Annotated in this window: 21 protein-coding genes; 1 reads left to right on the top strand and 20 read right to left on the bottom strand. The window is 47.9% G+C overall.

Translation table 11 applies throughout. The features are described from left to right. Window positions 1–6: 6 nt before the first annotated feature. The 19 genes from IC804_RS12490 to IC804_RS12400 form a co-directional block, all read right to left on the bottom strand. On the bottom strand, window positions 7–324 hold the full coding sequence (locus IC804_RS12490) for a DUF3870 domain-containing protein (RefSeq protein WP_008881574.1): 318 nt from the start codon (window positions 322–324) through the stop codon (window positions 7–9). Between the two features lie 110 nt (window positions 325–434). Next, entirely contained in the window at window positions 435–1,178 is a 744-nt protein-coding gene (locus IC804_RS12485) for a hypothetical protein (RefSeq protein WP_011886795.1), read from the bottom strand. Continuing rightward, entirely contained in the window at window positions 1,171–1,713 is a 543-nt protein-coding gene (locus tag IC804_RS12480) for an RNA polymerase sigma factor (RefSeq protein ID WP_008881576.1), read from the bottom strand. The genes IC804_RS12485 and IC804_RS12480 overlap by 8 nt, the downstream gene beginning before the upstream one ends. 108 nt (window positions 1,714–1,821) lie before the next feature. Further along, window positions 1,822–4,464: a DUF2309 domain-containing protein gene (locus tag IC804_RS12475; protein ID WP_081157353.1), complete on the bottom strand. Its 2,643-nt coding sequence runs from the start codon at window positions 4,462–4,464 to the stop codon at window positions 1,822–1,824. Then, window positions 4,457–5,959, bottom strand: a complete 1,503-nt coding sequence (locus tag IC804_RS12470) for an NADH dehydrogenase subunit 5 (RefSeq protein ID WP_008881578.1) — start codon at window positions 5,957–5,959, stop codon at window positions 4,457–4,459. Before IC804_RS12470 ends, IC804_RS12475 begins: the two co-directional genes overlap by 8 nt. A gap of 456 nt (window positions 5,960–6,415) precedes the next feature. Further along, the gene (locus IC804_RS12465; RefSeq protein ID WP_011886792.1) at window positions 6,416–6,784 is read right to left on the bottom strand and encodes a Na-translocating system protein MpsC family protein; all 369 of its coding nucleotides are present in this window, start codon (window positions 6,782–6,784) and stop codon (window positions 6,416–6,418) included. A gap of 370 nt (window positions 6,785–7,154) precedes the next feature. After that, a complete protein-coding gene (locus IC804_RS12460; protein WP_029761741.1) occupies window positions 7,155–8,858 on the bottom strand; it encodes an ABC-ATPase domain-containing protein in 1,704 nt (567 codons plus the stop codon). Between the two features lie 30 nt (window positions 8,859–8,888). Then, window positions 8,889–9,110 carry an EAL domain-containing protein gene (locus tag IC804_RS12455; RefSeq protein WP_029761740.1) on the bottom strand — a complete coding sequence of 74 codons (222 nt, stop codon included), beginning with the start codon at window positions 9,108–9,110 and terminating at the stop codon, window positions 8,889–8,891. Window positions 9,111–9,114: 4 nt separating this feature from the next. Continuing rightward, entirely contained in the window at window positions 9,115–9,237 is a 123-nt protein-coding gene (locus tag IC804_RS12450) for a diguanylate cyclase domain-containing protein (RefSeq protein ID WP_078172604.1), read from the bottom strand. 196 nt (window positions 9,238–9,433) lie between these two features. Next, window positions 9,434–9,556, bottom strand: a complete 123-nt coding sequence (locus IC804_RS19110) for a PAS domain-containing protein (RefSeq protein ID WP_190300610.1) — start codon at window positions 9,554–9,556, stop codon at window positions 9,434–9,436. Between the two features lie 274 nt (window positions 9,557–9,830). Continuing rightward, entirely contained in the window at window positions 9,831–10,616 is a 786-nt protein-coding gene (locus IC804_RS12440) for a MerR family transcriptional regulator (protein WP_008881581.1), read from the bottom strand. Window positions 10,617–10,802: 186 nt separating this feature from the next. Then, on the bottom strand, window positions 10,803–12,260 hold the full coding sequence (locus tag IC804_RS12435; RefSeq protein WP_029761739.1) for a protein adenylyltransferase SelO: 1,458 nt from the start codon (window positions 12,258–12,260) through the stop codon (window positions 10,803–10,805). 374 nt (window positions 12,261–12,634) lie between these two features. Further along, window positions 12,635–13,267, bottom strand: coding sequence for a response regulator transcription factor (locus IC804_RS12430; protein WP_008881584.1), 633 nt, complete (start codon window positions 13,265–13,267; stop codon window positions 12,635–12,637). A 2-nt stretch (window positions 13,268–13,269) separates the two neighbouring features. Continuing rightward, window positions 13,270–14,295: a sensor histidine kinase gene (locus tag IC804_RS12425; RefSeq protein WP_008881585.1), complete on the bottom strand. Its 1,026-nt coding sequence runs from the start codon at window positions 14,293–14,295 to the stop codon at window positions 13,270–13,272. Next, the gene (liaF, locus tag IC804_RS12420; protein WP_008881586.1) at window positions 14,292–15,023 is read right to left on the bottom strand and encodes a cell wall-active antibiotics response protein LiaF; all 732 of its coding nucleotides are present in this window, start codon (window positions 15,021–15,023) and stop codon (window positions 14,292–14,294) included. Before liaF ends, IC804_RS12425 begins: the two co-directional genes overlap by 4 nt. A gap of 64 nt (window positions 15,024–15,087) precedes the next feature. Next, window positions 15,088–15,711: a PspA/IM30 family protein gene (locus IC804_RS12415; RefSeq protein ID WP_171355534.1), complete on the bottom strand. Its 624-nt coding sequence runs from the start codon at window positions 15,709–15,711 to the stop codon at window positions 15,088–15,090. A gap of 30 nt (window positions 15,712–15,741) precedes the next feature. After that, entirely contained in the window at window positions 15,742–16,098 is a 357-nt protein-coding gene (locus IC804_RS12410) for a lmo0954 family membrane protein (RefSeq protein WP_011886788.1), read from the bottom strand. A gap of 771 nt (window positions 16,099–16,869) precedes the next feature. Beyond that, window positions 16,870–18,003: an IS4-like element IS5377 family transposase gene (locus IC804_RS12405; protein WP_015374614.1), complete on the bottom strand. Its 1,134-nt coding sequence runs from the start codon at window positions 18,001–18,003 to the stop codon at window positions 16,870–16,872. 91 nt (window positions 18,004–18,094) lie between these two features. Next, window positions 18,095–18,502 carry a VanZ family protein gene (locus IC804_RS12400; RefSeq protein WP_190300609.1) on the bottom strand — a complete coding sequence of 136 codons (408 nt, stop codon included), beginning with the start codon at window positions 18,500–18,502 and terminating at the stop codon, window positions 18,095–18,097. Window positions 18,503–18,886: 384 nt separating this feature from the next. On the opposite strand from IC804_RS12400, the gene IC804_RS12395 reads away from it, so the two are divergent. Continuing rightward, a protein-coding gene (locus IC804_RS12395) for an IS3 family transposase (RefSeq protein WP_099233567.1) occupies window positions 18,887–20,115 on the top strand; the annotation gives its coding sequence in 2 pieces (ribosomal slippage) (window positions 18,887–19,175 and window positions 19,175–20,115; 1,230 coding nt in all). Between the two features lie 192 nt (window positions 20,116–20,307). Here the strand turns inward: IC804_RS12395 and IC804_RS12390 are convergent. Next, the gene (locus IC804_RS12390) at window positions 20,308–21,096 is read right to left on the bottom strand and encodes a recombinase family protein (RefSeq protein ID WP_011886784.1); all 789 of its coding nucleotides are present in this window, start codon (window positions 21,094–21,096) and stop codon (window positions 20,308–20,310) included. Window positions 21,097–21,442: the final 346 nt, after the last annotated feature.

Raw genomic sequence — 21,442 nt, 5'->3', positions numbered from 1 at the left:
AGCCGCTTATTGTTCTTTCTCGTCCATTTTACAATATTGCTTGTACAAATCTTTCAGCGCCGCACAGAGAGCGGAATGCGCTTTGCCTAAATACCCCGCGTCAAGCTCAGCTAACAGCCCGTCAATGCCATCACGCAGCGAATGACCGCGAAGCAGACGAGCAACATAGTCACGGCCGTGTTCAGTCGCGAGCGTGCACGACGCTTCCACGATCACCCCGTACTTTTTATCAATTTCCGCGGTAATCGTCAACGTATCGTAAAGGCTTTTCGCCGCCATTCCAGCCGGCAGTCGTGCATGACCAGCAATAAACTGCGTTTTCATCCGCTTTCCCTCTTTCCTTCGCGCCTAATGTTTACTACATCATCTACTACTTTATTTCGTTGCCCGCTACTGTTTTCCCTGCCTTTGTGTGCCGACTGACAGAAGACCGTTTATTTTCCTTGTTGCTTATCGACAATGTGAAACTGCTTTAACATATGGTCAAACCGGGCGCCATGACCTTCGCTTGCTTCAAGAAAATACCGTTGTTCGATAATGAACGCGCCGCCTTTGCCGTTCGGAACGACATAATATCTAACGACTTCGTCATTCCACTGATACCCAGCTTCTCCCTGAATCACATAGCCAGCCACTGGTTCGTTTACCTTGCCATTTTGAATAATGATCGGATATTTTCCCTTCACTTCCTGTTCTAGCTCAGCGGCAACTGTTTCTGGGGATTGGTCTGTCACTTGACGAATTTCCATATATACCGGTGGAATGTTGGCGTTCCCTTGATGAAGCGGCACAATCCGATCATATCCATCCCCTTTTTCCAGCCGGTACATGCTTTCATCAATGTAAATGACATAACCGGCTTTCCCTTCTTTTAATGTCACTTCTTTTTGTTCTTTTTGTCCTTCAATTTCTTCTGTGACCACTTTTTTCGGGACAAACCATTGCTTCACTTGGTCGATCGCTGCTTGGCCAGGAGGAGTGAATAAAAACGCCAGCATGACTGCTGCGGCCGCCGAAGCCATCGTCCATATCCACTTGCCTCCTCGGCGACGTTTCCGTTGCTGCTTTACCATCCGAGAGCGAATATGCATCCAGACCTCTTCTTTCTGCTCAGCTGCCTTATCAGTTCCGTACAACAACGCCTCTTGAATCATTTCATCCCATTTCCGTTCATCCATTTGTCGCACCCCTTTCTCCCTCCATTTCCATCCATTTCATTAGTTGGTTTCGTGCTTTAAACAGACGTGATTTTACTGTATTGACGTTTAAATCGAGAATATCAGCAATTTCCTCAGTGGTAAATCCTTGCAAATATTTCAACACGACAGGAATGCGCTGCTTTTCCTTCAATCGCCCGATCGCCTTATATAACTCTTCATACTGTGCAAACGTGTAACGGTCTTCATACGTCAGCAGATCGGCAGCCCCCATCTCCTCGCTCAAGATCGTCACGGCTCGCTGCTTTTTCATTAACCGCCGGCATTCATTGATTAAAATGCGATAAAACCATGGTCGAAACGGCTTCGCAGGGTCAAAGCGCCCGATATGGTCATACACGCGGATAAACGTTTCTTGTACAGCATCCGCCGCGTTCGCACTGCTGCCAGTCACCGCTGCCGCTACGCGCAGAGCATATTCTCCATAAAGCTCATACAATTCAGCGAACGCCGCTTCATCGCCGTGCTGGATTCGCTCAATTAGCTCCCTTTCCATCTCTCCACCTCCTGAAAGGAGTTTTCACTTTATATACCCGCGATAACAGCAAATCGTTTTTATTTTTAATAAAAAAATCGCTTGCTACGTAAACCGAGCAAGCGGCAATTATTTTCCTATTCCCATTTCACGTGACCACACTGATAAGGAATGGGTGTCCCCCCATTTCATCCATGCCCCGCTATTTGGATCAATGGAGGACAGACGGAGCCAACCATTCTCGACTTTGCGCCGAAATTCGCTGTTTTCATTGAGCAATCGCTCGATATAATAGGACGGCGCTTCAATAATGACGAGCAGCCGGAGCGGGAAATGGAACAGCTCGCGGTCGGAGGACACGACTGACTGCCACGGCAAGCCGGCCAGCAGATCGCTTCCATTCCCTTGCATGACACCGATGCCGCCTGTGACCGTCTGGGTCGTTTTATCGCCACTTCCATAATAGTGTGGAGCGACTGTTGACGCATAGTATTGCAAATTAATCCACTGCCCGACAGTCGCCGGTCCGGCAATAATGCGGGCTAACGCTTCACCGGTCGGGTCGTCGCGCCAATCGTAGCTATGCAAAAACACTCTTCCATCCAAATGAACACCCTTCGTTAATGCCCGACGTCCGATGAAAAAAGCAGTATTTCCTGCCAATCCCCATTCCGGACGGATTTCGCTCCAGTCAACCGCGCGGCGCTGTGCTTCTGCTACCGGATCGCGCGGCTTGCCGCCAACATGCGGCAACTTCATCATCCGTTCAGCATTTGCCTGGCGGCTCACATCGTGAAGTGCTTGCTTGAGCCGATCAAACGACTGTTGGGCTGCTTCCGATAACGGCGGCACCTCCAACCAGCGCAATTCATCAACCGTCGTGATATGTTCAGCAGCGACAAACACGGTCTCATCCGGAATGACGATTCCCTCTTTTGCTAGCTCAGCTCGCACACTAGGTAAATTCGCCAGTGCGGCAAACACTCGAGCATTAAACGCTCCTGCAACACCGCCGCACGCCCCGCAGTCAAGCGCCGAGGCGTACGGATTGTTTGTCGTTTCGCTTCCATGACCGCAAACGACAACAAGCGGGGCAAACGAGGACGTTAGACCGATGGTGACAAGCAGCTGCTTCACATATTCGACTTGCTCTTCATTTGTCAAACCGATCGGCAGGCCGGTCGTTTCATCCCCTTCATGGTAGTGAAGCGACAACGTCGTCTTTGGTTTTTGTTCCACCGACTTTTTAGTATAGCGAATGACCTGCCCAGCCCAAGCCGGAGCCGCACTCCGGGCGAGCGTATGTAAGCCAAGCCATGGCCCGCTCATTTCCGGAAGCAATAATCCAGCCAACACATGCTGCTTCATTTTTTTAAACGTCTTGCTGACAAAGCGAAACATATCACGCCGGAAGCGATATGGCTCCACTTCTTCAGGGGGCGCCACTTCGCGAATTTCATGCCGGGGATCGACAATTGCCGGACATGACGGATGGACGTCTTCGCTGTCAAGCACGCGTGTTTGAATCGGCAAGCCGAAAAATCCCGCACATCCGTATGTTTCAAACGGCCCAGCTGCTTCCAAATGACGGCGAAACGGCTCGGAACGAACGTCAATACAAAACAATAACTGAGCCGCGACCTGCTCCGGTTCGCTCATCCGATGACGTGTGGACACCGCCTCTTTTAGCTTTGCTTCATCTGTATCTTCCCACGCCTCAAGCCAAAGGTGATGGCGGTCAATCCGCCAAAAGCGATCCGCAAAAGCCAGGCGGGCTTGTTGTTCGTTCGTCCGCAAGCGCCGCCAGTCTTCCGGCGTCATTCCGGTCCAATAAAACCAGGCTGCCAACAGTGGAAGAACATCGCGGCGCTCTCCATTTTCTTCCCCGTGTAACGGCAAATGCGGGGCCGTAAGTACCCACTCGAGCGAGAGCCGGACAGCTAAATAATCGATCAATCCGCCCACCTCATCGCCTGCTCGATGCGATCTCCATACTGCCATACCGGCCCATCCGGGCAATGCCAACAAATGAGCTTCCAAATACGCAACCACGTCTTCGTCCCGTATCCCTAGCTTTTCGAGCGCGTAGTTCAGTGCTTCATGTTTATCATGCGGCCAACCGGAAAAACGTTTCCGCTCATCTTTTGAAAGCGACGGGTCCGTGACTACAAGCTGGCGCCATGCCTGATAAAAACCTTGTTCACGTTGAGGAAGCGTCCATGTTCCTCCACTTTCATCGTAAAATAACTTGCACCACTTGATCATTTGTTGATCGAGCCGTTTAGCAATTTGATCCAACCGCTTGCTAATCGGCTGGACAGCCATCGGACGCAGTTGCGTTCCTTCCGCTAACTGAGCCATCTCTGGGAGACTGAACGCTTCTTCCGGCACGGTGTCGTTCCAAAGGAGGGAGCGGCAAAGCCGTTCCGCTTCGTGACGTGGCACCGGGAGTGACTGTTTGTCAAGCCAGCTCTGCAGCCGCCGCTCAATGAACACAGGATCAATCTCCCCTTTTTCCAATGCTGTATAGAACACGGTCATCGGCGGATACAAGTCAATCCCATAAACTTGTTGCCATCGGTCGGCTGCATCGGCAAACAGCTCCCCTTCTAATCCCATCCATGGATGGCGGGCGATAAATGACGAAATTGGCCAAAGCGGAGCAATCGCCTTTGCCGCTTCCTTGACAAGGTCAGCAAGCGGGCGGCCTTGCGTGTCATCTTCATTCAACATTACAACCGTTCGCTCAAGCGACATTGCACTTTTACTCACGGGCCATTCCCTCCTTCATATAGGTTGTCAAATAATGTGGATGCGTCTCCATCGCCGCTGGACGCGGTTCTCCAAAGTGCACAAACCGCATATACAGACGAACGGCAAGCATCGACGTGCGCCGGTTTGCAATCCATACGGCAGCGAGCGCTGCGGCGGCGAATAACATGCCTACCATCCATTCAAATGAAGCAGACGGAACAAACGAGAACACCCTCTCTTCATTGAAGAGCACCATAAACTGATGACGCACCGTTTCCGAGACAAATGCCAAAGTGGCGACCACAGCGAAGCCAAACCAGCGGCCTTCGCGAAAGTCAGCGAGCCGTCCCCAAGCAACTGATGCCGAAGCGCCAAACAGAAGCGCACTTAACAATCGAGCTGGTTCACCGGAAGCAAAAAGCCAAAAAGCCGTCCCAAGCAGTGCTCCAACGATCATGCCGCTTCGCCATGAACCGCCCGCCTTTCGATATCCCGCCCGGCCCACTTGTGGAACGACAGAACCGGACTGCAGAAAAAGCGTCGCTTTAAACAACCCGTGCAGCATTAAATGCGCCACCGCTCCTCCGTAAGAACCAAGGGCACATTGCACAAACATGACGCCCATTTGCGCCATCGTTGACGCGACAAGCTGGCGCTTATAATCAACATGCACAAGACTAATCCCTGTCCCGATCAAAATCGAGAAAAAGGCGATGAGAAACAGCGCCGCATGCGCCCCTGTCCCGCTAAAGAGGGGAGAAAAGCACCAAAGCAATAACCCACCGGCATTCACGATCCCGGCATGCATGATCGCCGATACCGGTGTCGGTGTCACTGCCGATTCCATCAGCCAGCGGTGAAATGGCCATTGCCCAGCCGGAATGATAGCCGCCAAAATAAGCAACCCGTTCATCACCGCTTTCTCCCAAGCGTCTAGACGAGCAAGGGGTTCCACCGACAACGCAGAAGCAAGCTGCCATTCGCCAGTCGCTGTTCCGAGCCAAACGGCTACGACGGTAACAGCAAGCCAACTGATGCCAAATACCAATGCCATCTGCCGGGCGACAAACCGAGCTGGCCCCCACTCTTTTTTCAACGCGGTTAATGCCACAAGACCGATCAATGGCATCCCCCAGCATATGGCCATCAACCGCAAATCACCGCCCGCCCATGTGAGTGAGGCGGCAAATGCCGTCCAAGTCAACAATGAAAAATAAAACCGGTAAGCACGGTCACCATATAAATAACGGAGGGCAAACCGTTGAATGACCCAGCTAAGGAGCGAGATATAGATACCGACCAACCAGCTGACTGTATCGAACCGCCACATCCCGACTTCCACGGTTCCAGCGCTGATCCATCCAGCCAGCGCTGCCGCTCCCGGCAAAAGCAATAACCAGACGTGTATACGCACATACTGCTCCGGCATGCGTGGAAATAGCCATATAATCGCACTGGCAAAAACGATCCCCACCGCTACTAACCAGCCCCATACGAACCATTCCATCCCCATTCACATCTCCTCCCCGTTCTCTTCCTGTTGTTCGGGAGAAAAAGAAAAAACCGGCTATGTCAATCAAGCAAAGGAGGCCAAAAAAGGCCTTTCCATTGCCCATAGATTGCCCATAGCCGGTTTACCTTCAGCCAATCACTCATTGATTGTTTGAAGATCTCCCGTCGTCGGTTGTGCAACAGACGCCGGTCAGTTTTCCTTCAACGAACCTAAGCAGATGTAGGTTTTTTGAAGGACTCCTGACCATAACGTCCTCTTTATTCATTTGAACGCTCCCCCACCTACGTTTACACTTAAACGTAGGTGATTCTTAGCCCCCCAACTGCATGCGTTCCACAGTTGGTGAAGGATACCAATTCACCCCCACTTACGCTCACGCGTAGAGGTTTCTCAGTTAAGGATGATAAAAATTATTTTAATTATAAAACAATTTTGTTAACCTGTCATCTAAAACATTTATTTGACCAGTTGTTTTTCCAAATTGTTGAACAGTTTAAAGACGATAATTCGCTCACCTGTCTGGGTGCTTAAATCGGTATGAAAGCTTTTCACCTGTTCACCGGTAATTTCGAAAATCATCTCTTTTAAGTCATTGACTCCGGATTCAACCAAACTCGTCCGCGATCGCTTCACTGCCAGCATTCCTTCCTTTGACTCACAAAGGGCGTATTCGGCAGGCGTCAAAATACCATGCAAGGAAACGATAATCATATCGCGCAAAATGTCGGTTTTGACAGACAACGAACCGCGGCCGAGAAAATCCTTCTCCCACTTTGTTAAGGCTTTGCTGATTTCAGATTCGATCCAGCCTTTGGATTTGTTCATGCCCCGATCCCTCTCTCACCAACCGGCGACTTCGTTGCCGCCCTCCACCGCGTTGAACTGATAAACATAATTATAACGATAATCGACAGATAGCGCTAGAGCAAAATCATAGGAACGCCGTCAGAAAGACGGATTCAAGCACATTTTGTCAGCTATTTTTTGGTTGCATCACTATCAGCATGAGGATTATCTTGTTTTTTATGAAGTCGAAACGAAATGATCGAAGGGCTGTCTTGTTTGTGCCCACAAGCTGTTACCATTCTCGAAACTGTTGCTTCTGTTTTGATTGATAAGACAAACAAGTCCCTAGTTCTCTATTTCGTTTGGCTGACAGGAGAAAACGAGCCCCCTTTCTCCTGCCAGCCTGCTATTATTGGCTGCACCGAAGCGTCCGAAGCCGATTGAGTGCCGCCGCCAATTCGAAACGACGCGGGCGAGCGAGTTCACCAGGATGACCGTTTCGGAAAGAAACAGAGCCAAGCCCATGCCGGTCCCACTGTTCCTCGATGGCATCAAGCAATTGACGAACTGTCTTCTTTCCATCCAGCCATCCTTTCCGCTCGATATGGAACAACGCGGCAGCTATCGCCCTTGTTTGGCTGTCGTCAACGAGCTGTTCAAGCGCATAAAGAAGCACATCTGTCTGCCCGTATTGAATCACATGCCGCCCTCTCGCTGTGACCTTTGCTTTTTTTCCTTTTTGGCTGTTTAAACTTTCCGGGCGCGGGATACGCTCACGAATGTGGCCGAACGACTCCCCGCCTTCCGCCTTCCTCCCCGATGGCATGTTTGCGGCGATCCGTTTCGCTTCAACGGTCACATCAGACGGAACATATTGTTCCATTTTAATCACAACATCAGCAATCTCGAAATAGTCTCCTAAACCACCGACGACAAGCACCGTCGAAATGCCATAGTCATGAAACAGTTGGCGAGCTTTGTCGATATAAGGAGTGATCGGTTCGGCCTCTTTCGCAATGAGTGCCTGCATGCGTGCATCGCGCATGAACAAATTGGTGGCGCTTGTATCTTCATCAATCAAAAACGCCGATGCCCCAGCTTCGATCATTTCGATCATGCTCGCGGCTTGCGAGGTGCTGCCACTCGCGTTTTCCGTCGAAAAACGCGTCGTTTCCTTTCCATATGGCAGCATGCCGATAAATGGGGAAATATCAACATGCGCAACGCTGCGTCCATCCTCGGCGCGAATTTTCACTGCCCTGCTGTCCGTGATGACAAACTCCCGTCCATCACCGGAGATATGGTCATACACACCATGCTCTAACGCCTGAAGCAGTGTTGATTTTCCATGGTAACCGCCGCCGACAATGAGTGTAATTCCTTTCGGGATGCCCATGCCTTTCACAGGCTCAGTGCGGTGAGGCACAGGGATCGCCACCTCGAGCTCCGGCGGGCTTTGAAACGGTACCGCCCCTTGCCGCAGCGGCTTATCGCTCACTCCGCTTTCACGAGGCAATATGGAGCCGTTAGCGATAAACGCCACCAATCCGTGCTCATGCAAATAACGCCGAATAGTGTGCTGCTGATCGGCCAACTCGACTGCGGGTCGAATGTCACCTTCGCGCAGGCCATACACCGCCCGCTCGATCACGGCCGGAATCTGTTCGAAAAAAATACTCTCCGCTTCTTTCGCTAAAATGCGCCGCCCATTGGCCGGCAAGCCAACCGATAAACAAACAGTAATCGTCTCATCACCAATTAGCACCGCCGTACGCTCCAGCACTTTTTGCCCTGGAGCGTCGATCAACACAAGCCCGCTTTTTCCTGACCCACGCGCCCGCGATGGCCATTGCCGTAATTCGTAGTGAACACGGCGCGCAACCACATCTTCGCAGCGGATGCGGCGCGGCGTCGTATTGGTCCATTCTGCCGCTAACACTGTCTTTGCCCGCGGCACGATCACTCGAATTTTCGATGGTTCAGCGAACGGGTCTCCTTGCACATGGTCAATGGCAAGGGTAAACGCCGGAAAAGAATAGGTCCCTTCAATCGCTTTGTACGCTTTATATCCCTTTTGGTCAATGGCTCTCAGTTGCTTTCTGAGCGTTTCCATGTCATCCACTCCTTTCATTCGTTTTTCTCGTTATGTATATTGAAACTGCTCACTTCGTGCGGTCCAAAAACGAGTCCGTTTCCGGTACAGGCGGACTCCAAAAATATTCTTGCCCGCTGTTGCCCCCATTTCTTTTAACTGTTGAATTTGCTCTTTATTTTCAATTCCTTCCGCAAGGGTGTCAATGCCTAATTGGCGAGCCATCTTGATGTCTGCAGCAATAATCGCTTGGTCATCCGCTGAATGTGGCAAGTTTTTAATAAATAAAATAGACAGCCAATAGATGTCCCTTCGCTTTCGTCTCCTCGACCATTTGTGGAAACTGTTCTTTTAACAACCGTCGATTGGGAAGGCCCGTTAAATCATCGTGTTTCGCCATATATTCAATTTGTTATAAACGGGTAATATCTGTACGAATGGAAACATATTTTATATGACTTTCCTTGTTCATCTAAAAAAGAACAATCGTCGACTGAACCCAATAATAACTTCCATCTTCCTCCTTATTCTTCATCTCTCCCCTCCGTATTTTCCCTTTCTCAATTTTCCTCCATATATTCCCAAAAAACTCAGGGCTATGGTGCCCTGAATTCAACTAAACGATGGGGATTGCTGCTCAATTCTTCCCGACTATATTGGGAGATGCAGCAAAACGCCTCATTCACATAAGTAATTTTTCCTGTTTTGTCAGTAATCACGACAATCGTCGATTCATCCAGCGCTCGTTGAATAAAGTACAATTCGTTCAGCGTGTGCTATAGACGGGAATGCAAATCTTTTCTGTTTTCTTCAGAAACAAACGACACTGCATCCCCCATCTTACTACGACTCTCTTTGTGCCTCCATTTTAATGATAACAAACAGCGATTGCAATTAGATTATCTATGTACTTTTTGTGCGCGCTGGCCATCATCCACTCCTCCCCACAAAAAATGCAGCCTGCTTCCCGATAGGAAACAGGCTGCGCCCGGCTTACTTCTTCATTCCCGTATAAATCAAAATCGCTTCTTTAAGAAATTCAGCCGCTCCCGGATGCACTTGGTCATAGTGCGCTTTGAACCGTTCATCCTCAACATACATGTGCGCCAACCCGGCATGAGCTTCTTTGGAATAATGATCCCACCAGAAGCAAAGCCATTGACGGTGCAAATCAGCCGCCCGTTGCGCCTTCTCTCCGGCCGGGTCACCATCTTGCATCGCTTCTTTCAACACCTCTAGCACTTCCTTGCCGAGCCGTTCCGCCTCATCAAACTGTTCCTTTGTCATATTCCGCAGTCTATTGTTGGAACGATCGACCTGTTCGTCGCCATACTTCTGGCGAATTTCTTCTCCATATTTCCGCTCGTTTTCTTCAATCAACCGCTCCTTGAACGCGGCAAACTTTTCTTTGTCACTCATCGTGATTCCTCCTTCTTTGGCAATAATCGTTTTTTCAACGCTCGCAATCAATGCATCAAGATGGCGTCTTTTTTCCAATAGCTGTTGGCGATGCTGCCGCAACGCTTCAAGTTCGTCAAATTCCGGGGAATGAACGATTTGTTTGATCGTTTCCAAATCCACGCCAAGTTCACGGTAAAAGAGAATTTGCTGCAAAAGATCGACTTCACGCGGTCCGTATAGCCGATACCCGGCATCGCTCAACCGTGCCGGCTTGAGCAAACCAATCTCATCGTAATACCGAAGCGTCCGGCTTGTCACTCCTGCCAATTTGGCCAGTTCATGCACGGTGTATTCGATGTTCCTCACCTCCCTATTCATGACGATACACCTTGACGTAACGTAAAAGTAAAGAGGAAAAAAGAAAAAAGGGCTCCTAACATTCGTCCCTTTTTCTGGATATAGGAAAGTTCCTTTTCTTGTTTTCGTATTGTTTCGTTTCACCTTTATGATTGAATTAAAGCATCACCGGACTGACAGTAAAAAAGAGCTGCTAAGTCCCTTTTATTACGTCCCGCAAAACGTCCGATACGGCTGGTCAGATGGCGGCGGCAGTTCGGCGTATTCCGCTTGTTCCGGCGAGTAAGCGTACGGATCGGCCAACGCTTTAAGGAGTCGAGCCATGACCTGATAGTCTCCACAATTGACTGCAGCAGCCAACGCCTCTTCAACCCGATGATTGCGCGGAATGACCGCTGGATTGTGACGGCGCATCCGTTCATACGCTTCTTCTCGCGAGACTGATTCCTTGCTAAGCCTCGTTTGCCACCGCTCGTGCCACTCACGAAACTCAGAAGTGTCAAACAGCTCCATTCCAGTGTACTCACCTAATGTCAATGCTCGGAATGTGTTCGTATAGTCTGCACGGTATTCTTCCATCAACCGCAACAACTCGGTGATCAACTCTGCATCGTGTTCCTGTTCCTCGGCAAGTCCCAATTTTGCTCTCATCCCGCCAAGCCAATAGTACTCATACCATTTTGAATATTGGCCAAGCGCTTCTTCAGCCAACTCCACCGCTTTTTCCTTCTTATCATCCAACAGCGGCAACAAGCTCTCCGCAAAACGAGCCAAGTTCCAGCCTCCGATATACGGCTGATGACCGTACGTGTACCGTCCTTCCGTATCGATTGAGCTAAACACTGTCTTCAAGTCATACGTGTCCATAAACGCGCACGGCCCGTAATCGATTGTTTCCCCGCTGATCGTCATATTGTCGGTGTTCATCACCCCATGGACAAAGCCAACAAGCTGCCATTTTGCGATCAATTCCGCTTGGCGCTTGATGACTTGTTCAAGTAAAAACAAATAGCGGTTCGCAACCGCCTCAAACTCAGGGAAATGCCGCTCAAGCGCATAATCAGCTAACGCGCACAGCTCTTCTCTCGTCCCCCACTGCGCTGCATATTGAAATGTGCCGACACGCAAATGGCTCGACGCAACGCGGGTTAAAATCGCCCCAGGCAGTTCAGTTTCGCGTATAATGGTCTCTCCTGTTGTCACGACCGCCAAGCTTCGGGTCGTCGGAATGCCGAGGGCATGCATTGCCTCGCTCACGATATACTCCCTCAGCATCGGCCCGAGCGCCGCACGCCCATCTCCGCCACGAGAGTACGGCGTCCGCCCAGATCCTTTTAGTTGAATGTCGACCCGCTTGCCGCTTGGAGTGATGTGCTCGCCAAGCAACACTGCCCGTCCGTCCCCAAGCATGGTGAAATAACCGAACTGATGACCAGCATACGCCTGCGCTAACGGCCTAGCCCCGTCCGGAATCCGATTTCCCGCTAACACTTCCACCCCTTCTTCGCTTCGTAAAGCTTCCTCATTCAGTCCAAGCTCGGCTGTGAGCGAACGGTTGAGCACCACCAATTTCGGCGCACGCACTGGCGTAGGGAGAACGTTGCTAAACAAGCGTTCTGGCAGCCTTGCATAACTATTATCGAACTTCCACCTTGCTTCCAACATGGTCACCTTCTTTTTCTACCCAATGCTCTTTATTGTATGAGTTTATTGTACGGCAAAGTTGGCGGCATTATAAACCGCTTCGTGAGGAAAGGTAAGGATGAACAAACAACTGAATGAATCGATCATCTTGAAGAAAAACTCGCAGACATCCCATCCTCTGTCGAAGTGTTCACAAACGGAAGTGCTTCACCGTGACCGAAATCTTCGCAAATTGGTCAAACAAACGAGATTTCTCTCAGCAGATCAACCGTTCTGATCCACCGCAAACAACAAAACCGCTCCCGTTTCATCTTCTTGTTCGTCTTGATGAAGTGGAGCGGTTTTCGTATGAACATGGCGATATTCTTACACATGTCAACTAAATGATGCACGCATCATTTCACCAACCCATGACGAAAAGCATAAATGACCGCTTGCGTCCGATCTTGGACACCAAGTTTGGCGAGAATGTTGCTCACATGCACCTTCACCGTTTTGAGTGAAATGAACAATTCATCGGCCATTTCTTGGTTCGTTTTTCCTTGCGCCATTAATAAAAGTACTTCCATCTCTCGGCTCGTAAGCTGTTCGTGTGGCAGACGCGCCCTCTGTCTTCTCCGGTTTTGCATGACTTTTCCCGCTACTTCCGGCTCGAGCACCGATTGTCCATGGAACGTGGCCCGAATGGCGTCGGCAATTTCACTTGCTTTCGATGTTTTCAACAAATAGCTCGTCGCCCCTGCTTCGAGCGCTGCGAACACCTTTTCATCATCCAAAAAACTCGTCACAACAATAATTTTCGCCTCCGGCCATGCACTCATGATTTCCTGCGTTGCCGCAATGCCGTCTATCGGTTCCATCACAAGGTCCATCAAAATGACATCAGGGCGCAATGTGAGAGCAAGCTCAACTCCCTTTTGCCCGTCCTCCGCCTCGCCGATCACCTCCATGTCCGGTTGAGCGGATAAATACGCGGATACGCCAAGCCGCACCATTTCATGATCATCGACAAGCAACACCTTTATCACGGTCATCCCCCCTTATACACAAGCGGCACCTTCACTTCCAACCTTGTTCCTTGGCCTTTTAAGCTGACTACTTTCAATGTTCCACCGATTTCCGCCGCCCGTTCATACATATGCTGCAACCCGTACGAACCGCTTTTCGAACGTTCCACATCAAAGCCAACACCATCGTCTGTGACGCGCAAAATTGCAAACCCGTCCCGTTCAATCAGCAACACTTCAACCGTTTTCGCTTTTGCATGGCGCAACGTGTTGGAAAGCGACTCTTGCAAAATGCGGAACAGATGATCTTCCACCCCTTTATCCAAGGGAACATCTTCGATTTTCCATTTCATCTCGAGCGGCACTTTGCCCGTCAATTCTGTCAGCAGTTCTTCCATCCCTTCTTGCAGTGACTTTCCTTTTAGCTGAACCGGCCGCAAATGCAAAAGCAGCGCCCGCATTTCCAATTGGGACTGGTGAATCATTTGCTCAACCATTTTCAATTGTTTGCGTTGTCGTTCATCATCGGGTGGCATTGTTTCTGTAATCGCTGACATCATCATGGAAGCGGCAAACAATTGTTGGCTGACAGAGTCATGCAGCTCCCGCGCCAACCGCGTGCGTTCTTCGGAAAGAATGCGTTCAACGAGCCGTTCTTCCTGTTCGACCTTTTCTGCCGCTAATTTTTGAACGCGTTTCGTTTGCTCGAGCCATTGCGTTTGCAGCTTCTCGATTTGCCGCCAAAGGTCCTGAAGTTCCGGTGACGGCTCTTCCCGCCAAAGTTCCCCCATTTCACCGTGTTCAATTTGCTCGAGCGCCTGCATAACAACTTGCCGCTGCTTACGCCAAACGAAATCTAACACAAGTCCGCTCGCGATCCCGATCAATAAGCTGACAACCGACACAAACAGCAAAAACGGTACGCCCATCACCGTTTTGTCCCACAACTCCGCCCACGTCTCCGGCGGAAACACGTAAACAAAGGAAAGGGATAACAAAATGAAAAGAATCAGCGCTGACAAAACAGAAACCATCAACGGTCGGCTCATAACCGCTTCACCTCAAGGTGACCAATCATCAGTGAGGTGACAATTTTCAGTTTTCTCTCGGCCGCTTGATATGAAGGGGTTTGATAAATGAGCGTTTGGTTAAGCAAATGCCTTGCTTCTTGCCCAAACACTGTTCCCCCACCAAAGATAGCTGAATGGACGACCTTTGTCTCTACTTCATACGGGACAAGCACGCGCACATGACCGATCAAGCCGCGCACAACAATGACTGCTTCTCCCTTTGGCAAGACGGTGTTACTGACATCGATCACCGTATCGCCAATGCCGGTTTGAATATTCACATCATCCCATTCATACACATGTTCGGGAGTCGTTTGCCGTCCAAACAGCACATTATGAAACAGCGGCTTTCGGTCGATGACTTCCCCTTGACTGTCCTTCGCTTCAATGATGACTGGCCGAATGACAGTCGGTTGCTGCTTGGATTGAAAGAATTTCCACAGAACATAAAATAAGCCAGCAACAATGACCAACCGGGCCGTCACCATCGTAAACACATGAAACACAAGGCTAATGCCACCGATCCAAAAAAGCACTTTCCCCCGTTTGCGTGGCCATGACTGTTTTCCGATATAAAGCAAAGCGATCGCTAATCCGATGGAAAACAGCAACCCAGGATGGAAAAATGCAATTTCGACAACAAAAAGCAAAAAGATGAGCAAGACAGCCCAGCTGACATAATCGGTTTTCTTCTGCTGATCAAGCATGTGGGGAGCCCCCTGTTGTCCAAAATGAAAAAGGCGTAACTATGTACGCCTTTAGCATATCCGGTTATTTCCCTTCTTGCAACTGCTTTTCTAACTGAGCGATGCGCGCATCGATCGTGTTCCGATAATAATCGGACTGGACTTGCCGTTCAAGGCGATCAAGATAAACTTCAGCATCCGCAAACGCTGCCTGAGCAGGACCGGTGTCCCCATTGATCACCCGATGAATCCGGTAATGTGCCCGCGCCGCATTTTCGCGCCCCATCAACTCCATACGCCGCATCTGCATATCCTTCAGCTTATGCTTCATGTCCTCATATTTCGCTTCCAACTCAAACAGCTCGTGGCTTGCTTGTTCGAGCAGTTGCTTTAAGCGGGCCGCCCGTTCGGTATATTGCGCCTGCTCACGCCGCGCAAACTCGGCCAATCCCTCTTCTCCAGCTCGTTCGGCTACCTCCGCCTGCTTGGCCCGCTTTTCCGCCATCTGTTCTGCCTCGTGATGTTCGCGGGCAAACTTCTCTTTCAACACATATTGGCGCTCAAGCAACTGCCGTACCCGCTCAACTTCCTGCTCACATTGGCGCAAATAATGATTGAGTAACGCAATTGGATTTTTCTTTTCTTTTTCATCGAGCCATTCATGAAGATCAGCCTCAATGATCGTTTTCAAACGTGAGAACAATCCCATCATTGATCCACTCCTTTTCCATCCATATGATTAATGATGCTTTTGCAGCTCAGCCCATTGTTTTTCAAAATTGACAAACGGGTCATCGGTTCCTGGAACGGTACGCTCACCTTTCGCACTGTTCCATTTTTTATACACGACATACAAGACATATGCCGCGACAAGCGCAATCAGCGCCGGCACATTCGAAACGCTGATAACTAACGCCGCACAGCCAATCAACGCCCATGCGATTTTTCCAAACGTCGATGGAGCTTTCAAATACTTTTTGAACGCATAGTACAAGATCGCCAGCGTGATCGCCAATCCGACAAGCGGCCCGAGGTGAAACAAGAGCACCATCAACGCGGCCGCGCCGGCAATGAACAACCCGATCTTTTTTGCCATCCTTTCGCCTCCCTTCGCTTTCTATCGTACCGCACACTCCCTGCCTCCCATCATGTTCCGAAGATATATTTTGACTACGACTCGAGGCGTATTTTTCGTTTGATGGAGCAGAAAAAAGAATGTGAGCATTGGTAGATGCGCCATCACCCACACAGCCCAGCCTGTGGCTAAACTACTGTCCAAATAAAAATGCCGTAAACCTGTCATATGCACATATCGAAGGCCACACTCCCCAGATAAGCAAACTTACAATCAGACAAATAAAAAGACATGAACCAAACTCCTTAGTTAACATCAACGTGCTGTTAACTACCTGAAAGGAGGTTCATGTCTCATACACAGTTTCCCCACCGCATTGAATCAACTGATTCCATCTCATCATGGTGGAACAAAAGCAGGATCGAGTGAACAAGAGCAGATACATCATCCATCTCCCTAACTCTGGTGAGTAGCGTTTTTTCGACGATTCGATAAACCAATTCTTCGGCCTTGTTAGATGTTTAAGCAGTGTAGGGAATAAGCGCTGTTTTATTTTAGAATAGGCTCTGTTAAAGTTTATTGCTGATTTTATATAAAAAAGCAGAACTTCCAATCAACCGGAAGTTCTGTATCTGAGTTTAGTCTTATTCATCTAAAGCCCTCTTTAGCTGAAGAGTAAGAAACATCTAATTTAAGTAACCTCTGAACGGTTTTTGTTTTCCAAATAATAAAACCTATCCAAGCACCTACGATATTAAGTATAAAATCATCAATATCAAACACGAGTGTTGATTATCCAAAATTAGACATACGCCTTCCATAAATTTGGGCATACTCAAACAAAGCAGCGGCCATCCCGGATTTCCAATCGAGAGGAAGCTGCCCAGAGAAAAAACGGCGAACGAACGAAATGAAGGAAAGAGAGACGTTCGTCTGTTTTTTGGTTTGATCATACAGCCATCGCAGCAACACATACGCGATGAACGCCGCAAACAGTTGGTTGTATACCGCATTTTCCGTCGTGCCAAACAAGGTCGGGACATTCAGATATTGCTTCACCCAACGGAAAAAGACCTCAACAGTCCAACGTTGTTGGTACATGTCGGCAATGGTTTCCGCAGACGCATGGAAGAGGTTCGTCACGACCCGAATGTCGCGGCCATTCGCATCTCGAAAGATCACCACCCGGTGACGCTTGGTGGAGCGGCATTGTTTCGTCCCCAACTGGCACGTGAAGTCGGCTTGAACCGATGAGGATGTGCTGGAAAGGCGTTTCAAGCTTTTTTTCTGATGAAGTTCGATGTTGTCCTTCATCCGAATGACAAAGAGCTGATGCTGCTCCACAAATCGATCGAGGCGTTCGATTTTGAAATACGCCCGGTCTTCCACCAGCACTTGTTGAGCGTTCGTCAACTGTTCTCCCACCGGGCCATCATGACGCAGTCCGATGGTTTCCACCACGTCTGCCGGCAACGAGGATTCCGGCGAATACGCGACGTGCAGCTTCACTCCGGCGCGTTCGCCGTGATACGGCGCCCATGGCAGGCGGTTTTTCCCGACCGTGACGGTCGTCGAATCCACCACCCGAAGCGGTTTGGGAAACCGAAGCGAACGGCGGGTTTGGCGGTTGCACTTGGAAATGATCAACGCCAACAAGCGTTTCATGATGTCATAGGGAACTTCTTTCGCTTTCTTGGATACAGTTGAATAATGGAATCGCGGCAATCCATACAGAGGCCCCACATCGGCTCCGTGGCGAAAGCTTTTCCATTGATGCATGGCGGCCAGCAGGAAGAAGTGAATCAACTCGCGCAACGTAAAGGTTCGAGACGAATCACGATACCCAACCGCTTCGGCAATCAGTTGAATCTCTTCATCCGAAACAAGTTTTTGCATCAAATTCGGGAGTGTGGTATGCTTGTTCATAGAGAGCACCTCCTGGGTTTGTTTGTGTCGCTACTCACATTCTACAGGAAAGGTGCTCTTTTTTCTATACCCTTTGGATTTTATTGGATAATCAACACGCCTGAATATCAAAACTTCCTCTTCTTGTCACTAATTGTGTTACTTCAATCACAAATAACAATATAATCATCGAGAATGTAAACCTACCTACCTTGTTTATCTTTTTAATATAGTAAGGCAGATAAATTCCCATTGGTAAAAACATAATTAAGTTACCCAAGAGGTTTTTTATCGGTATACTTATATTCAAACTTCCGTTAAACATCGCCTTAATATATATACTAATCGTTTTAAATGGAACGAAATTTGAAGAACGCCTTAAATATTCGATTAACGATAAGTCTGTCCATACATGCCCTCTAGCTCCCACAAACATAACTCCTACAAACAACAGCATGACCAGTGCTAATAAATAAAATATAAAACTAATATTCCAAATTATGTTTATCACTTTTTTCATTTACCACTCATCCTGTTTTCCTTCGTAATTTTACTGTTAGCTTTTAAACAATCCCGCTACATTCATTAAATAAGATATAATCCCCGTGATGCTAGATAAAATTAGATGAGCATAAAATAGCCCTTGTATGAGAATCTCTCTAAATTGTAAGAGCACTCTCATTTTACAATAGGTCAATCCAAACTTCAAAAACAGTATGTATCGACTTTACGTTTTGTATCAGTTCAACTATTGATTATCGTGATTTATCTTCAAAGTAAAAATCTTCATTTATTCAAACTGTTTATCCAATATAAGATCTCATTAGCCCCCTAATGAATTTGGACACTCGATAAGGTGTTTTTTATAATCGAAGTGACCAAATGAAGGGGGCTTTTGATGTACATGAAACGAAGAAAACATTCGAAGGAATTTAAGCTACAAGTAGTGAAAGAAGCATTAGAAGTCGGAAATAAAGCATTGGTAGCTAGAAGATACGAGCTTAGCCCGAATCTTGTGCAAAGATGGGTGAAGGCATATGAAGAAGGAAAACTAGGACAAGAAATGGTTTCCTCTCCCTCTTCAGCTGAAATCAAACGGCTGGAGGAAGAAAACGAGCAGCTCAAGAAGCTATTAGGGGAAAAAGATTTAGAAATCGCGATTTTGCGTGATTTGATAAAAAAGAAGAACCCTCACTTACTGAAAAATTGGAAGTAGCCGAGCAGTGGATCAAGAAAGGATATCCGATTACAAAAGTATTGGAGATTCTAGAAATCAATCGCTCAACCTACTATTATCAGCAGAACGGAAAAGTCGAGAAGAAAACAGTAGATGGGGGACGTCCAACACCCGGCTGCTCTCTAACGGCAACTGGCGAAAAAGTGCCAGACGAACAAATCCAAGAATGGCTCTCTGAGCTTGTGATGGGAGAAGGATTTGCCTACGGATATCACAAGCTGACCATTCAGTTAAGAAGAGACCATCAGCTTGTGATCAGTAAGAAAAAAGTATATCGATTGTGTAAAGCGATGGACTTGCTACGTCCGCAGCGAGAGAAACGGATTCCATATCCGAAGAAACACGCTCGAAATCGCATTATTACAGGCTCGAATCAGTTATGGGAAATGGATGTGAAATATGGATATATCGAAGGAGAAGAACGCTTTTTCCTTGTTTTGTCGCTCATCGATGTGTATGACCGTTCGGTAATTGATTACCATATTGGGTTGAGTTGTTCAGGAAGCGATGCCGTAAAGACGCTTCAAAGAGCGTTATTCAAGCGTCAGCAATTTGAACAGGCAAATAAACCTGTGATTCGGACAGACAACGGCCCGCAATTTATTTCTCATGCCTTTGAAGCTGCCTGTGAGCGATTTGGAATCGAACATGAACGGATTCCACCACGGACGCCGAATATGAATGCGCATATGGAAGCGTTTCATCGTTTACTGGAGGAGGAATGTCTAGGAAGAATGGCGTTTGACAGCTATGAAGAAGCTTATCAAGCCGTGATGGAGTACATGAAATTTTATAACGAGCGAAGGATTCATTCGAGTATTCTTGATCTTCCACCGCATGAATTTCACAAAAAAGCGCAAACGGAATCGTTAATCATCAAAGAAGTTCGCGTATAAGGCAAGAGGATTTTGTCTTCTTGCCAAGAAAAAACGAGAAATTTTGAGAATAACCTAAAATAAGATAGGATGTGTCCAAATTTAGGGGGTCAATCCGTTAGTTCGAGCGTTCACCTTCCGGTGCGCATTGGTACATCAGCCTGTCCATGGAGGCATCATCTATATCGATATATAAGAAAACTCATGAATTTTTTAAGTGACGTTTGAAAGAATGGCTTCGTGTTTGCCATGGGCTTGTATGGGGCCGTAGGTATACATCCCTTGATAAAAGCTCTTTCGGTCTAAAATTCGCTTTACTTGTACTTTTGTAAATGGTTTTCCTTGAGCGGTTTTGTACCCTTCATCATTTAACACCCTGGCAATGTGAGCTAAAGACCCTTGAGGATGTTTTCGTTTTAGTTCAAAGACCCGTTTGACCACTTTAGCTTGTTCATGATGTACCTTGAGTTCCTTTTCCCCTTTTGGTTTCGTATAGCCAAAGATCACCCTTCCTCCGGCATATCCTCCTTCTTTTGCTTTTTTATGCTGACCTTTCTTTAGTTTTAAAGCAATTTCCAATCGCTGATATTGGTCTAATAACTCCATTAGTCCATTGACCAATACATCGCTTGGGTCTTTTTTGTAGATACTGTAGGATGGCTGTTCAATACTTTTAATATCCACCCCATACTTCTGTAACTCTCGATGAATCAACACTCTCACCATGTCAGAGCGCCACAACCGGCTTGTGTTTAACACCACGCCATACTTAATTTGGAGAGAAGAAAGGTGGGCCAACATCTCCTGTAAACCCACCCTGTCTACTTCGAACGCTTCTTCATTCATTTTTGCCCCGCTAATGCCTTCATCTCTAAAAATATGGATCAAGTTCCAGCCGTTTTTCTCACAATATGCTTTGATTTCCTCTTCTTGATATTTCAAGCTGTAACCATCTCTTGCTTGTCCTTGCGTTGAGACTCGTATATACCCGACAACGTTCAATGTGTCGCCCTCCCGTTACAAAAATTACAATTTATGTAACGCTTTTTAATAATGACGAGTATTATACGACCGTCTCTAGTGAAAATACAATACAAAAATAATTTGCCAGTTTATTATTATTGTCATAGTCGGTTAAAAGTTAAAAGTTTATACCCTATTTCTCGCCACGAGAAAGCGTTCTCTCGTGTTTTAAAGTGTACTCGAAGGGTATTCGTGGCGTTAGTCGCTTTACCATGCATTGCAGCCAAGCTCGTTGTAGGTGAACCATTATGAGCTCTGAATTAAAATGTTGGTAAAAAACATACTTAAATTCTCTCGTAAACACACTTTATTATTTGATATAGCT

It is taken from the genome of Geobacillus sp. 47C-IIb (assembly GCF_014679705.1).
Lineage (GTDB): Bacteria > Bacillota > Bacilli > Bacillales > Anoxybacillaceae > Geobacillus > Geobacillus thermodenitrificans.
Note: the sequence above shows the minus strand (reverse complement) of the source record. Positions and strands in the feature narration are given on the sequence as shown.